Below are 15,654 nucleotides of genomic sequence, written 5' to 3'. Positions count from 1 at the left end.
CTTAAGCATCTGACTCTTCAAGCTTGCGAAGCATTCGTTTGGCCCATTGACTCCACGATCCAACAAAAACATGCTTCGCTTCCAACCCCGCATAGTTCATTGCAAGAACATTATGGCAAGCAGTTACACCAGAGCCGCAGTAATAAACAATCGGCTTTTCAATATGCTGCAAAAGCCTACTCCATTCATCCTGTAACTCCGCCGGGGACTTCATAAACCCCTCTGCATTTAAATTCTCAGTGAAGCAGCGATTCATGGCTCCCGGTATGTGCCCTGCGACTGGATCCATCGTTTCGTTTAAACCGTTAAATCGATCTTCGGATCGTGCATCAAGAAGTTGAAAACGCTCTACTTCAAAATTCGCCACAACGTCATCTTCAGATACCAGCCATGGGTAACTTACCTTGATTCTGTGCTCAGTGGGTGTCGCTAAGTTTTCACCGGATTCAATCAGATAACCAGCGCTTTCCCATGCAGCAAAACCGCCATCAAGTACATAAACTTGAATACCTTGTTGAACCAACATCCACCAAGCTCGTGCTGCCATTGCCCCACTCATGTCATCATAAACCACCACTTGTGAATTATTTGTGATGCCTAAACTAGCAAGAGTCTGTGACAAAGTATCCGGCTCTGGTAGTGGATGGCGGCCAGTTAAGTTCGTTTCTGTAGAGGCTAATTGATGATGTAAGTCTACGAACAAAGCACCTGGAATATGCCCAAATTTATAAACCTCATAGCCTTTCTTCAAATCTGTTAGATAAAAGCGACTATCTAGAATGACTAAATCTTCCTGTTCGAGCATGTCTTGAAGTTGTGTTGCAGAAACCATCGTTGGCAAAGCCATTGAAGCGCCTCCTAAATCGGCAAGATGACGAATAACTGACAATAGCCTACTGCGATTCACACTCTTTTGCTATGATGCGCCAGCATTGACTTTAAAAATGATAGCTATGAAAAGAATCGACCAATTACTCACTGAAAAGCAACTTTGTAAATCTCGCTCTCAAGCGCAAACCTTTATCAGCCAAGGCAAAGTATTTATCTTTGATAAAGGGATCTGGGTAACGGTTGCAAAGCCAAGTCTTAAAGTCAGCGAAGATGTTGAAATCAAACTGGAGTTGAATGAAGACGATCGCTACGTTTCACGTGGTGCTTTGAAATTAGCAGGAGCTTTGTCAGCCTCTAACCTAAACATTCAAGGTTACACAGTACTTGATGTGGGGCAGTCTACAGGCGGCTTCACCGACTGTGCCTTGCAACATGGCGCTGCGAGAGTAGTTGGCGTTGAAGTTGGACATGACCAACTCGACCGCCGTTTACGTGAACGGGACGACGTGGTGTGTTTAGAGGGGCTCAATGCTCGCCACCTAAGTGCAAAGGATCTAGGTGAGCACTTCCCTGAAAAGGGTTTTGATGCAGCCGTAATGGACGTTTCGTTTATTTCCCAAACAAAAATACTGCCGCAGTTACCTAGCTTAATTCGTTCAGGTGGCTACTTAATCACTCTCGTCAAACCACAATTTGAGTTAGGTAAAGACGCCATTGGCAAGGGCGGCATTGTCAAAGATCAGCACAAAGTCCGACAACTTGAAACAGACATGAGACAGTTAATTCAGCAACTAGGCTTCAGCGTCATCAGCTACGAAAAGAGTGTGATCAAAGGCGGCGATGGCAACCAAGAATTCGTACTGCTTGCCCAGCGCTCATAACTAACTGTTAGGGCAGATATCCTGCTGTACTGGCGCATCAGATTGAAAAGCCATTACGTCTCGTCGCTCTAACTCATGCAAGTAGCGACGAGCCATCACAAAACCAATACAACCAAAAATAACCGACCCTATTGCCTGCCCAAAGATAATACCTTCAGCGCCCATCAACCAACCAAAGAAAGCGATAAGCGGTAAAGTACCTAATGTCGCTCGACCAAAATTTAGAAGCGTACTGTTCAATGGTTTCCCTAAATTGTTAAACACCGCTATAGCAATGAACAGCAAACTTTGAAAAAAGAAACTGAAGGAACCGTATGTTGCGAAGAATTGAATCAAACGAGCGGTATCATCGGAGGCGTTGAATATCGACACTAAAAAGTCTTGAGCAATATATAAGGCTGAACATAGTACAAGGCAATACCCAAATGCATACACCACAGCACTAGTGATAGCGTTATGCATCCGCTGAAAATGTCGAGCACCATAATTCTGAGCCAGAATCGGCCCCACAGCACCCGATAAAGCAAATAGCCCACCAAATACAACCGGAATCACTCGTCCGACGATGGCAATACCCGCAACGGCATGATCTCCAAACCCAGCGGCAAACTCCATGACAATGGCGTTCGCAAGCGGTGACGACATATTCGTTAGCATGGCGGGTACAGCAATAACGGCTATAGGCTTCAAGTCTTTAAAACTTTCAACTAAGTCAAATTCTCCGAGCATGCGGTGAATCGACACCACACCATAATAGCTCACTGCTACCATGGATATCCGCGCTAACAAAGAGGCAATCGCCGCCCCCTCAATCCCTAGGCCAAATAGGAAAATAAGAATCGGGTCGAGTACGGCATTGACGATACTACAGGCTAACGTCGCATACATTGCTCGTCGAGCATCCCCCAACGCACGCATAATACCTGAGGCAATCATCCCAATCATGACCGCAGGCATACCCAACATAAGAATCTGCAGGTAGCTGGTTGCCATGTCTAAGGTTTTGAAATTAGCGCCTAAAAACACCAGCATATCGGGAATGCGCGGCCATAAGAACCAAACCACCAGACTCGAGAAAATAACCCCCATGCCCAATACATTGGTAGCACGGCGCTTAGCTAACTCAAAGTTCCCTTCGCCAATCGCTCTAGCGACTAGGGCTGTCGCAGAAATAGAAACCGCAATGCTAATCGATACGGTAAAGAACATAATGGTGCTGGCGAACCCTACTGCCGCCACGGCTTCACGTTCATCCAGCATCGATAGGAAAAGCATATCGACCAAGTCCACCAAAAACATCGCCATCAAACCTAATGCACCGGTAAATGACATAATGGAGATGTGTTTAAAGGTTGAACCTTGTGTCAATTTTGCCTGTTTCGGCATGCCTACCCTCGAAAAAGTACATCGCGCTCTGCGCGGATAAGAAAAAGCCGAATCCAAAGTGGATTCGGCTAAATCATTATCTCACCTTTTAATAGGTGATAGAACGAAGGAATGTGGAGTTTTTAGTGAATGCCGCGGTCAGATTTCGCAAAAACCACTTTTTCCACATCAGCAAAGCGCTCAGCAAAATGCACGGTCATGTCCGCTTTGACCGACTCAGGTAGCTCCTCAAAGTCCCGTCGGTTGGCTTCTGGCAAAATCACTTCATTGACTTTGCTACGCTTCGCAGCAATGATCTTTTCTCGAATTCCCCCCACAGGAAGCACCTGTCCTGTCAGGGTCAGCTCACCAGTCATGGCCAGTGGGCGTTGTACCGGTTCACCTTTGGCCAACGACATTAATGCTGTCGCCATGGTGATACCAGCGCTAGGGCCATCTTTTGGTGTGGCGCCCTCTGGAACATGCAAGTGAATCATGCACTTGTCGAAGAATTCCGCATTTTTCTGATAACTCTTGGTATGAGACAAGACGTATGAGTAAGCGATCTCAGCCGACTCTTTCATGACATCACCCAGCTTACCTGTTAACTTCAAACCACGGCTAAGTTCATGGACTTTATTCGCTTCCACAGGAAGTGTCGCACCACCCATTGAGGTCCAAGCAAGACCCGTCACAACACCGACACCACGTAAGGTTTTCTCATTGCGGAAATATGGCATGCCAAGGAAGGTTTCCACGTCCTTAACACCAACATTGATGCTATCTTTTTCTCCTGTCATCAGCTGAACAACGCATTTACGTAAAATCTTCTGTAACAATTTATCTAAGCCACGGACACCCGCTTCACGGGCATAGGATTCGATAATGTACTTCAATGCCGCATCGGTAATGTTTAACTGCTTTTTCAAAAGCTTGTTTTTCTTCAGCAACTTAGGCCACAGGTGCTGTTTAGCAATCGCCAATTTTTCTTCCGCGATATAGCCAGACAATCGAATAACATCCATACGGTCTAGCAATGGCGCTGGAATGGTATCCAACTGGTTGGCGGTACAAACAAATAACGCTTTTGATAGATCCACTCGCATGTCTAAATAGTGGTCTAGAAATTCCACATTTTGCTCAGGGTCCAGTGCTTCAAGCAACGCTGATGCGGGGTCCCCTTGGAACGAAGAGCCAATCTTGTCGATTTCATCCAGCATAATGACAGGGTTTTCGACTTCTACATCTTTTAAAGCTTGAACAAATTTACCAGGCAAGGCGCCAATGTAGGTACGACGATGGCCTTTGATTTCGGACTCGTCACGCATCCCGCCTAAACTAAAACGGTAAAATTGACGATCCAATGCTTCAGCAATGGATTTACCAATTGACGTTTTACCCACCCCAGGAGGACCAACTAACAGCATAATGGAGCCGCCCATTTCTTGGCGGTGAGCACCTAACGCCAAAAACTCAACAATACGGTCTTTGACATCCCCAAGACCCGCGTGATGCTGCTCTAACACCTCGCGAGCTTTGTTAATATCGAGGTTATCTTTTGAATGAACACCCCATGGAATAGACGTTGCCCAATCAAGGTAATTACGCGTCACCCCGTATTCAGGTGAGCCCGATTCAAGAATGCTTAATTTATGCAGCTCTTCTTCAATCTTTTTCATGGCCGCTTCGGGCACCGTTTTATTTAGCAGGCGCTCTTCAAACATTTCCACATCGGAGGTTCGATCATCCTTAGAGATGCCTAGCTCTTTTTGAATCACTTTCAGCTGCTCTTTTAAGAAGAACTCACGCTGATGTTTGCTGATCTTCTGATTCACTTCCTCGCTGATTTCATTCTGCAATCGAGCAATCTCAAGCTCTTTGCGAAGTAAGGTCAGTGACGCATGCAAACGAGGAGTAATCGGCAGTGTAGCAAGAATTTCGTATAGCTCTTGAGGCTCTGCAGAAGTAATAGACGCCGCAAAATCTGCTAACAATCCTGGCTCATTGAATGAGAATCTGCCCAAGTACTGGCGCAAGTCTTCACTGAAAAGTGGATTTAATCGAATCAGCTCTTTGATCGCATCAAGAATCGCGATGGAATACGCTTTTGACTCATCATCACGTACTTTAGAGTCATTGATGTAGCGTACTCGCGCTAAATACGGCGCTTCGGTACTGAGCCACTCAACCACTTCTATACGCTTGATACCTTGTGCCAGGAAGGTAATTTTGTCATCTGTTTTTTCTGCTCTGTGCGTTCGCGCCACACAGCCAATCTCAGAAAAGGTTTCTACTTTGGGGGCACCTGTACCCGTTCTTTCCGCGTACACAAGCCCCACCACTGACTGTGGTTGCTCTGCAATTTGCTCAAGGGTGTCTTCCCAAGGTTCGGCATCCACCATAACGGGCTGCACTTGAGCTGGGAAAAAAGGTCTGCTGGAGACAGGCAGGATGTACAGCGTGTCAGGTAACACATCATCCGGTAAAGCGAGTGAGCGTGGGTCACTTATGGACACCTCATCCGTTTCAACAACATCGCCTTCAGATGGATCTAAATACTTTTCGTCGTCACTCATAAGTCTCTTTCTCTGTAAACGCTGATCTTAAATATCAGTTTAGGAACAATAAAACTTATGTAGTGACGTTTGCGAAAAATACAATCCGATATGAGTTTCTGCGCAATTCATCCATAAATATTGCAGTCATTAGGTTTAACCTCGTAACGCTAAAAATGCGCCTGCTCCTGCCATAATACCACCCGCACCTTGGTTTACTCGTTTCATAACGCGTTCCGACTTCATTAATCGTCGCGCTTGAGCAGCCGAGTACGAGATCAGCGTAAGGCCTAACATAAGTGCTAAAAATGCTAAAACAGAAGCTAAAACAATATCTGCGCCATCAAGGACCGTTACATCCATAAAGGTTGGTAAAAATGCAATATAGAACAAAACAACCTTAGGGTTTGAAGAGGATATAAGGAACCCTTGCAATGCCGCCGACCAGCCATTTTTTCTGGTGCTGGCACTAGAGTTTTCTGCACTTAAATCAAGCGGCGACGTCCACATTTTCCAACCTAAATAGAGTAGGTATGCCGCTCCAACATAACGGATCACCAGAAATAATACTTCCCATTGCTGAGCAATAGCCGCTAAGCCAAAACATGCCATGACTAGGTACAGAATATCACCGCACACCATTCCAGCAGAAAGAGGAAGGGTCTTTAGAACACCTTGAGTCAGACTTTTCGCTAAAATCGCAAAGACTCCAGGCCCTGGAGTAATGCCAAAAATAAAAATGGCGATAAAAAACGTCAATGCACTTTCAAAACTCATCTTAAGCTTCCTCGATACCGCAACTGAGCAATATCATTTTCGTAATAAACTCTTTGGCGTCGTTAAAGTCAGACTCTTCAAGTTGTTCTTTCTGCAACAAAACTTTTACCTGACCATCGAAATCCGCATAGGTTTGGGTCATCGCCCAAATAGTGATGAACAAGTGTTCAACAGGAACCGGCTTCATTAACCCTTGCTCCACCCAACGGTCCAATGTTTGTTTCTCTTTTTGCAATTCGTCCACAAAAAATCGGCGTAAGAACTCCAACACAAACGGCTCTTCACCAATGAGCGCCATCGCAAATACTTTAGAGGCACTTGGATTAAGGCGAGATTGGTCGAGTTTTTCACTAATGTAACGCGTTAGATTATGGCGAGGCCCAAGCTCCTCTGAAAACTGACTAACAGAGTCTAGCCATGACTGCAGAATACGCTCAAGCACCGCTTCTAAAAGGTCTTTTTTTGATCGATAGTAATAATGAATATTGGCCTTAGGTAAACCCGCCTCATCAGCAATCATCTGCGTCGTAGTTTTCGCTAACCCCTGACGCGCAAAAATGCGCTCAGCCGTTTCGAGAATGAGTGCTTGATTCTGAGCACGGATGTGAGTTTTCAGCTGGTTTTTCGAGCGTTTGGGAGATTCAGACACAATTGCCTCAGTCATTTAAATAATTGCAGACAGATGTGTGAATTATAAAGGGAATCAGGCGAGATAACATTAAAAATGGGGAGCAATGCTCCCCGTTCCCCTCACAACAGTTCGGTGTTAGGCGTACACCTTTAGTGCTGTTGTACCACGTTGGCTCAGTTTACAACTCACCATGATTGGCTTGTTAGTAATCTGGACTTGCCACACAAAATGCAGCAAAACTTGAACATTCGGTCAGAATACAGACACAAAAAAAGAAGTGCAAGAAAAATCTGACCATTTGTTTAAGTTTTTAATCTGATGCAACCATTAACCGGTTTCTTCCTTTGCGTTTAGCTTGATAAAGGGCCTGGTCAGCACGCTTTATAACATCAGAAGGTGATTCACCTTGATTAACATAGGCCACCCCTAAACTTGCTGTCACAGAAACCTCTTTTGCGCTTGTTTCAGTCGATACATCTAGACGCTGTGCTTGGATTTCTTCTCTGACTTGTTCTAATACATCTTCGGCAAAATCAGCCCCCTTGCCCTTAAATAACAAGGTAAATTCCTCACCACCATAACGAAATACCGATGCCATTCCACTGTATCGAAGCATAACACGTCCAACCAACCGCAATACTTCATCACCTTTATCATGTCCATATGAATCGTTGAATTTCTTAAAATGATCCACATCCAACATCGCAATCGCATAGCGCCTCGGCAACGCTACCATCGCTTCATTCAGTGCTCTTCGGCTTGGTAATTGGGTCAGTTCATCTCGATATGCCATGCGATGGCTTTCAGCAATAACAAACCAAACCCAGATTAATATCTGTGCGCTACGAATAGCGGCATCTTGATTTGAGGAGAATGGTTGGCATTCTATGAGTATCAAGCTTGCTAAACTGATCAACACGGCCGTTGAGAAACCATCCGCTTTCCGCCACCAGTACAGCAAACTGACTAGGGATGTCGCACCGATCATGCACCAGCACAATAAATTAGATAATTTTATTCTTACGAAGGGAACATTGACGGCAAGAAAATCAAAATTAATAACGCCTCTCTCATACGCCATACTCCAAGCCACTAACATGGTAAGAAATAAAGCTCGATTAAAAACGAAGCGATTAAAAAAGCCGCGTTCTTTTAGTAACAGTAATAGCCCCAAACCAATGGCGGCCACTGTTGTTGAACTGCTGGGTAAAGTATTGTTGGACACATACGGATAAAAAGCAGGCAGCAAGACAAGCCCACCAGCCAACAAAACTTTGCCTCGATTAAAATGCCAAGCTAAAAAAACCATTACGGAAGCTAACAAGTAAGGTAACCAGGGCAATAACTGAAGCGCCAATGAAGGCAGCTCTTGTATGTAAGCACCAGCTGCCAAGCCAGCTAGAAGTATAAAAAGAGGCACTAATAAAGAGCCTGATCTTTGAGGCATGAAGAAACCTATCGAACCAATCGATCAAAACAAATGAATATCTTGCCCCGAAAACGTAACAATTTCATTAATAATTAGAGAAAACAACGAACAAGAGATGATTATGGGATTATTAATAGACGGTAAATGGCATGACCAGTGGTATGACACAAAAGCCACTCAAGGTAAGTTTGTTCGCTCGCAATCACAATTTCGTAATTGGCTCGTTCCACCAGAGCAATACGATAGCAATGATTCTACCCACTTTCCTGCAGAGTCAGGACGTTATCACTTATACGTTTCATTAGCTTGCCCTTGGGCTCATCGCACACTTATTTTTCGCCATCTCAAACAGCTTGAAGCGCATATTAGCGTAAGTTGTGTACATCCACACATGCTAGAGCATGGCTGGACATTTCAACGTGATGAGCAATTCTTAGATAAGCACGTTCCAATGGGCGATCCTATTTATGAATTCCAATTTGCCCATCAGCTGTACACACATGCTCATCCAGAGTACTCCGGACGTGTCACGGTGCCTATTCTCTGGGACAAGCAAACTCATACCATCGTATCCAACGAATCAGCGGATATCATACGTATGTTTAATTCGGCATTTAATCATTTAACTGGTAATCAAGTAGATTACTACCCTGACAACCTGCGCTCAGAAATTGACGACCTCAATAAAAGAATTTACGACACGGTTAACAACGGTGTTTACAAAGCAGGGTTTGCCACTACACAAGCAGCATATGAAGACGCATTAACCCCCTTATTCGAAACGCTGTCTTTTCTTGAAAAGCAACTCACTTCGAAACCCTACTTATGCGGAAATAAGGCAACAGAAGCAGACTGGCGGCTGTTTACTACGCTTATTCGTTTCGATGCGGTCTATCATGGGCACTTTAAATGCAACTTAAAACGGATTATCGACTTCCCAAACTTGAATCGCTATTTAGAACGTTTATATCGCACCGACAGTGTCTCTGAGACAGTGAACTTTGACCATATAAAGCAACATTACTATTACAGCCATGACACCATAAATCCAACTAGAGTCGTTCCAAGCGGGCCTAACCAAATTTTCCTGACAGAATTTTAAGGACAAATTTAGGGAAAGTTGCGCACTTTTTGACAATATTCAAACTATCAGCTATCAAATTATTTGTTTTTTTCGGATAATGTGCTGCTCATATATTGAACTTTCAGAACGAGCATCAGGTTCACCTGCTGCTCGTTTTGTATATAAACGCTTTAGTGAATGATGGTTGGATATGGAACGTAAGTTACTCTGGGTAATATCAAGTCTTGTTATTTTGATTTTGTGGCTCAAGATAGAACCGCAAGGAACAGAACAAGCAGGATCAGAAACACTCTCAACAGAGCCTGTAAAAACTGAAGCGCCAATCAAAGAGCCTGCTCAAAACTCTCGTGAAGCAATTGTCACTGAAGAAGAGGAAGCTTACTTCAAAAGCCACCCAATTGATGAAAGTAAACCTGACTTTGCAGCGATAGAAGATGTGCAAAAGCGTAAAGCTGCTTTTTTTGGTTACCTTTTACCGTTTGTTCAAGAAAAAAATGCTCTTTTATTAGAAGATCGAGCGCGTATTCAAACTATTTTAGACAGCCCTGAACCACCATCAAGAGAAGACAAGACGTGGATCGCTGCCTTAAGAAAAATCCACAAACTTAGAAAGCTTGGCGTTTACACGCATGAAGACATATCCGTTCTTCTAAAGTATGTGGACATCATTCCCGCTTCTTTGGTACTTGCTCAGGCGGCAAACGAATCAGCTTGGGGAACATCCCGCTTTGCTCTAGAAGGCAATAATTACTTTGGTCAATGGTGTTTCACTCATGGTTGCGGCATTGTCCCTAATGCTCGAGGTGAAGACCAAGATCATGAGGTTCGTAAATTCAGCGATGCGAGAGAGTCAGTATTTGCCTATATTGACAACTTAAACAGCAACTCGGCTTATAAAGAATTGCGCAATATCCGCGCAGAACTTAGAGAAAATAAACAGACGATTACTGGCCTTGCACTAGTCCATGGATTAGAGAACTACTCTCAGCGTGGTCAGGATTACATTGACGAGATAGAAAGTTTAATTGATTACAATGAACTCTGGCGATTTAATGTACACACAGATGAAGCAACTAATAACGAGTAGAAACCAATAAAAGGGAGCTTTTGCTGGTTTCTAGGGTAATCCTCTCTTTTTACAACAAAATTCGCTGCTTCTAGGGTGGCGGCGAATCGCCACCATCCTTTACAATATCGCTAGTTAATACCGAAAATTATAAATCGAGGACATTCCTTTGGCCCGTTTACCTGTTATTGTTGGCTTTGGCGGAATCAATTCGGCTGGACGTACATCTTTCCATCAAGCGTATCGTCGAATCATTTTTGACTTACTTCCCCAAGCCATTCAGCAGGAAGTCCTGCTCGATCTTGCGACAATTACTAATATTGCAGAGTACCAAAATGGCGCTTGGCTGACTCACGATGGTGAAGCCCTTGATGCTGAAACGCTGATTGATACTTTTGGTGAAGAAATCCTAGCCCGTACGTTAATTCGTCGGATTCACCCAAGCTTATTTGACGTTGATAACGTTGTTATTCACAAAAGCTCCGCCCTAACTCCTGTGGCGGAAGGCGAAAAACTTAGCTTTAGCGTTAAAACACGTTCTCTACCTGATAACATACCCGCTAATTGGCAAGTGAAAGAGCTGTCTAAAACACACAGTGAAATCACAGTGGATGGTACTTTAGAAACGTTCATCAAAGACTCTAAGTCTCTTAGTGTAAAAGCAGCGGGCCAGCTTCCTACTGGTTTTGATCCTTCAAAACTGTATCAAAGCCGTAACCACCCTCGCGGTCTTCAAATGACAGTTTATGGTGCTTCGGATGCCATTCTTAGCAGTGGCTTAGACTGGGATAAAGTTCGGAATGTTGTCGCGCCAGATCAAGTTGCGGTTTATGCCGCCAACTCAATCGGTCAAATGGATGACCTTGGCTTTGGTGGCATGCTGAAATCAGCTTTAATGGGCAAGCGCACAACCTCTAAGCATTTACCTCTTGGCTACGCGCAAATGCCAGCGGATTTCGTCAACGCCTATATTTTAGGATCTGTTGGTAACGTGGGTACATCAATCGGTGCCTGTGCTACCTACTTCTTCAATTTAGAACGTGCGGTTGAACAAATCAAAGTAGGTAAAGTTCGTGTGGCAATGGTCGGTGGCAGTGACGCTCCTATTACACCTGAGATCATCGAAGGTTTCAGAACTATGGGTGCACTGGCAGAAGACACTGCATTACTTGCGCTAGACCAACTGGAAAACCAAAAAGAACCAGATCACACTCGCAGCTGCCGCCCGTTCGCTCAGAACTGCGGCTTTACTATTGGCGAATCCAGCCAGTGGACTCTGCTAATGGATGATGAGTTAGCTATTGAATTGGGCGCTACCATTTATGGCGCGATCCCTGCAGTGTACGCTTATGCTGATGGATACAAAAAATCGATTTCCGCACCAGGGGTTGGTAACTATTTAACCCTTAGTAAGGCCATGGCATACTTGAAGAATATCATCGGTTCTGAAGGGCTAACGGATAGAACATTTATCCAAGCTCATGGTACAAGCACTCCACAAAACCGCGTTACAGAATCCCATGTACTTAGCCAAGCAGCAACCAGCTTTGGTGCAACAGCTATGCCTGTGACAGCAATGAAAGCCTACCTCGGACACTCACAAGGTACCGCTGGTGGTGATCAACTTCACCTGTCATTAGGTGTTTGGGAACATGGCGTTTTGCCAGGCATTGTCACATCAAATGCCGTTGCCGATGATGTTTATACTGATGGACTTAAATTCCAACTAAAACATGAAGAGTATGGCAAAGAGCACTTTGAAGCGGCCTTACTTAACTCTAAAGGCTTTGGAGGTAATAATGCTACAGCCGTACTTTTATCGCCAAATAAAGCCATGTCAATGCTTCGTAAGCGCTACAGTGATGAGCAACTAGCTGTTTACCAAGATAAGAATAGCGCTGTAAAAGAAGCTGCCGAAGCCTATAACCAAGCCATGATTCGTGGTGAAATCGAGCCAATATACCGCTTTGGCTTCAACGTTCTTGGTGGAGAAGAGCTAGATATATCGGACAAGAAGATTCAGTTACCTGGCTACCAAATGCCAGTTGATTTGAACGTAGACAACGAGTTTAACGATTTGGTTTAAGTTTTAACAATCAAGATCGGTACACGAGAGTAACATTAACTCACATGTGCCGATCTTAGATAGTTAGCTGTAAGCGTTCAAACAAGAAATCAATCAATAACCGTACTTTTTTGGGCAGCAACTTTCTCTCTGCATACACAACATAAAACTGTCCAGAAAAAGTCTCATAGTCTTCAAACAAAGTTACTAACTCTCCCTTTTCAATATATTTATCTACCAAAAAATCTGGCTGCATAATAATTCCAGCCCCTGCGACAGATAATCGCGTCAAAGCACTGCCGTTATTGCCCATAAGACTTCCACTTATTTGAACATCAAATTCCTCATGCTCACTCTTAAACGTCCAGCGGTTTCCATATGGCGCATTGGTATAAACCATACAATTGTGATCTGTTAAATCTTTTGGGTGCTTAGGACTACCCATCCGACTTAAATACTCAGGGGAAGCACAAACGTAACCTCTCATGGAGCAAAGCGGCCTCGCGATAAACTGATCTCCTCCTAAGTCACCACCTCGAACGGCTAGATCGATACCCGACTCAGTCAAATCCACACGTTTATCACTGAAATCTATTTCGAGCGTAATCTCTGGATAGATTTTTGAGAACTCACTTAAAATAGGCACCATGTGCGAAAGACCAAAATCCATTGGAACGCTAATACGTATATGGCCTTTGGGTTGATGTGTTAAATCGGTTAACTCTCCTTCAGCCTCCTCAATCGCCTCTAAAATATTCGAACAGCGCTGATAATATTGTTGTCCAGCGTGCGTCACACTGATGTTTCGCGTATTGCGATGCAACAATTTGGCTCCTAATGACTCCTCAAGTGCATTGATATATCGCGTTACCATAGGTCGTGATATATCCAAAGATTCACTAGCAATTTTAAAGCTCTCTGCTTCATAAACTCGACAGAATACTTTCATCGCCTGAAGCTTATCCATTTGCGTTACTCCTCAATTAAAAAGTTCCACCTAGATTGTTTCCAATAATGAAACAGTGAATTGCCACTTAGGGTGATTATGTATTATTTATATATGATTATACTAGCTTCATATTCACTCATCATGTTTCTTTGGAGGTTTTATGAAAACTCTACTTATTGGTTCTGCAGCTCTTCTATCTGTTAGTGCTTTCGCGGCGGATTATCAGGTTGACCCTGCTCACTCGTTCGTTACATTTGAAGTGGGCCACTTAGGTGTGAGCACAACGGTTGGCCGTTTCAATGAACTTGAAGGTTCTTTCAGCCTTGATGACAGCGGTAAATCAGGTAGCGCTGAACTAACCATTCAATCTGCAAGCGTCGACACTAATCACGAAGCACGAGATAAGCACTTACGCAGCCCAGACTTTTTAGACGTTAAACAATTCACAACCATCACCTTCAAAAGCACAGCTTTCGATGGCGAGACACTAACCGGTGATTTAACTATCCACGGTGTCACCAAAGCAGTTAGCTTTGACATTGAAAAAGTAGGTGAAGGTAAAGATCCATGGGGCGGCTACCGAGCAGGCTTCGAGGCAAGTACTACCATTCAACGTAGTGATTTCGGTGTATCTTACTTCATCCCAGGTGTTACCGATGAGACAGAGCTTGAAGTATTCATCGAAGGCATTCGCCAGTAATTAGGAGCCATCATGTACGAGGAAGCAGGCAACTCAAACCTTCTTATGCTACTTAATACTGCCGTCTATCCTTTTTTAGCAGCCGTTATTATTACTCTTTTAGGAAAAGTTAAGTCACACCTAAGCCTGTTTGGCTTAGGTGCAGGCTTCCTCGTTGCGTTAAACCTGATTCACTCAGGCTTAAACTTCCCTCCGAGTAAAGCCTTAGACTTCTTAGTGACCGCGGTAATATTTGGGTGGCTAGCAACTTTAGTGAGTCAACTGAAGATCAGTAAAAACACGCAACTGGCTGTTCAATTGGTTTTATTTGGAGTGGCCTTTTACTGGCTACTTAATCCAGTACTACAGCATCAATCGCAGACTATTAGCCTGATCTGGGCAATAGCGAGCGCTGCCGCTGTGGTACTTAGTAATCAACTACAATTATTTACTGCTTCAAAAGCGCACTCTCATGCCCCTATGGCGTCATTGGCCATTGTGGCAGGAGCCTCAGCTCCAGTGGTTGCTATCGGAGGTAGTCTTTTGATTGGGCAACTGTTGGGCGGACTTGCAGCCAGCGTTGTCGGTTTTATACTGGCTCAACGCTTTGTAATCAAATCCAGCAGCATTAACGGCTTACTACTTGGCAACATGATATTAGCCGGCCTGCTTGCACAGGCTCACGTATTAGCAGACCTTCCCTTTTGGGCAATGCTTATCGCTTTCCTAGCTGTACAAGTAACCACCTTCAGTCAAAAGGCTTTCACCGAAGATGGGACAATAGCACGAACTATTATTGCTTTAGTGCCTCAACTGCTGATCAGCGCTTTCATTGCTGGCGTATCCTTATGGAGCGTGTGGCCTGAAAGCAGCCTATACTAGTTACTGCGATAATAACGATATTTAAAGGCGGAGGATCAGCCTTTAAATATCGACCTGCTTGCTCTCCAAAACGGCAATATTAACGCCGAAATCAGACAACTAATAAAACCAAAAGACAACAAGTACCCCAAGCCCATATGGCTGAAATCGACAAACAGACTCATAAAAAATATATTTGGTAAAACTGTGAACAACCAAATACTAAGCGTCAGCACTAAACGTTCAAAACTTGAACGAAGATTGGTTTTTGCCAACAACCAACTACTAAAATAAGTGTACAAAAATAAAGCGATACTGAATCCCAAAAGGCTCGCAGTTGTCACACCATCCAAGGCATTACCTTCTACTTGCTGCGTTACATTTGCTGGTGCTGCAGAATACCAAACAACCGCAGCAAATATTTGTAAAACATACACCAATAAGGTTGCTTTAAAGTTCACTTTCTAACCGCCTTAAATAC

Annotated in this window: 14 protein-coding genes; 6 read left to right on the top strand and 8 right to left on the bottom strand. The window is 44.0% G+C overall.

Translation table 11 applies throughout. The annotated features are described in order from the left end of the window. Position 1: 1 nt before the first annotated feature. On the bottom strand, positions 2–847 hold the full coding sequence (locus JHD44_RS00765) for a sulfurtransferase (protein ID WP_199460121.1): 846 nt from the start codon (positions 845–847) through the stop codon (positions 2–4). 106 nt (positions 848–953) lie between these two features. Here JHD44_RS00765 and JHD44_RS00760 point away from each other — a divergent pair, with 106 nt between their 5' ends. After that, positions 954–1,712, top strand: a complete 759-nt coding sequence (locus JHD44_RS00760; RefSeq protein WP_199460119.1) for a TlyA family RNA methyltransferase — start codon at positions 954–956, stop codon at positions 1,710–1,712. On the opposite strand, the gene JHD44_RS00755 is transcribed toward JHD44_RS00760, so the two are convergent. The 5 genes from JHD44_RS00755 to JHD44_RS00735 all read right to left on the bottom strand — a co-directional run bounded on the left by JHD44_RS00755 (position 1,713) and on the right by JHD44_RS00735 (position 8,487). Then, complete coding sequence (locus JHD44_RS00755; RefSeq protein ID WP_199460117.1) at positions 1,713–3,098, bottom strand: MATE family efflux transporter; 1,386 nt, start codon at positions 3,096–3,098, stop codon at positions 1,713–1,715. A gap of 122 nt (positions 3,099–3,220) precedes the next feature. After that, positions 3,221–5,653, bottom strand: a complete 2,433-nt coding sequence (gene lon / locus JHD44_RS00750) for an endopeptidase La (RefSeq protein WP_199460115.1) — start codon at positions 5,651–5,653, stop codon at positions 3,221–3,223. Positions 5,654–5,788: 135 nt separating this feature from the next. Then, on the bottom strand, positions 5,789–6,409 hold the full coding sequence (locus tag JHD44_RS00745) for a LysE family translocator (RefSeq protein WP_199460113.1): 621 nt from the start codon (positions 6,407–6,409) through the stop codon (positions 5,789–5,791). 1 nt (position 6,410) lies between these two features. Continuing rightward, positions 6,411–7,058, bottom strand: a complete 648-nt coding sequence (locus JHD44_RS00740) for a TetR/AcrR family transcriptional regulator (protein WP_325097022.1) — start codon at positions 7,056–7,058, stop codon at positions 6,411–6,413. A 292-nt stretch (positions 7,059–7,350) separates the two neighbouring features. Continuing rightward, complete coding sequence (locus JHD44_RS00735; protein ID WP_199460109.1) at positions 7,351–8,487, bottom strand: GGDEF domain-containing protein; 1,137 nt, start codon at positions 8,485–8,487, stop codon at positions 7,351–7,353. A gap of 103 nt (positions 8,488–8,590) precedes the next feature. Here JHD44_RS00735 and JHD44_RS00730 point away from each other — a divergent pair, with 103 nt between their 5' ends. From JHD44_RS00730 to JHD44_RS00720, 3 genes are all read left to right on the top strand, one after another. Beyond that, positions 8,591–9,571 (top strand): glutathione S-transferase family protein, encoded by a 981-nt coding sequence (locus JHD44_RS00730; protein WP_199460107.1) that lies wholly within the window; start codon positions 8,591–8,593, stop codon positions 9,569–9,571. Between the two features lie 172 nt (positions 9,572–9,743). After that, entirely contained in the window at positions 9,744–10,640 is an 897-nt protein-coding gene (locus JHD44_RS00725; protein WP_199460105.1) for a glucosaminidase domain-containing protein, read from the top strand. Between the two features lie 148 nt (positions 10,641–10,788). Then, complete coding sequence (locus tag JHD44_RS00720) at positions 10,789–12,705, top strand: beta-ketoacyl synthase (protein ID WP_199460103.1); 1,917 nt, start codon at positions 10,789–10,791, stop codon at positions 12,703–12,705. Between the two features lie 55 nt (positions 12,706–12,760). Here the strand turns inward: JHD44_RS00720 and JHD44_RS00715 are convergent, their stop codons facing one another. After that, a complete protein-coding gene (locus tag JHD44_RS00715) occupies positions 12,761–13,651 on the bottom strand; it encodes a LysR family transcriptional regulator (RefSeq protein WP_199460101.1) in 891 nt (296 codons plus the stop codon). Positions 13,652–13,793: 142 nt separating this feature from the next. Between JHD44_RS00715 and JHD44_RS00710 the strand changes: the two genes are divergently transcribed. Together JHD44_RS00710 and JHD44_RS00705 are read left to right on the top strand one after the other, a co-directional pair. Further along, positions 13,794–14,333, top strand: a complete 540-nt coding sequence (locus JHD44_RS00710) for a YceI family protein (protein ID WP_199460099.1) — start codon at positions 13,794–13,796, stop codon at positions 14,331–14,333. Positions 14,334–14,345: 12 nt separating this feature from the next. Continuing rightward, positions 14,346–15,194, top strand: coding sequence for a hypothetical protein (locus JHD44_RS00705; RefSeq protein ID WP_199460097.1), 849 nt, complete (start codon positions 14,346–14,348; stop codon positions 15,192–15,194). 35 nt (positions 15,195–15,229) lie between these two features. Here the strand turns inward: JHD44_RS00705 and JHD44_RS00700 are convergent, their stop codons facing one another. After that, positions 15,230–15,634 (bottom strand): hypothetical protein, encoded by a 405-nt coding sequence (locus tag JHD44_RS00700; protein ID WP_199460094.1) that lies wholly within the window; start codon positions 15,632–15,634, stop codon positions 15,230–15,232. Between the last annotated feature and the right edge of the window lie 20 nt (positions 15,635–15,654).

Source organism: Marinomonas ostreistagni, from assembly GCF_016461785.1.
GTDB lineage: Bacteria > Pseudomonadota > Gammaproteobacteria > Pseudomonadales > Marinomonadaceae > Marinomonas > Marinomonas ostreistagni_A.
The sequence above is the reverse complement of the archived record's forward strand: the minus strand, read 5'-3'. Positions and strand labels throughout refer to the sequence as shown.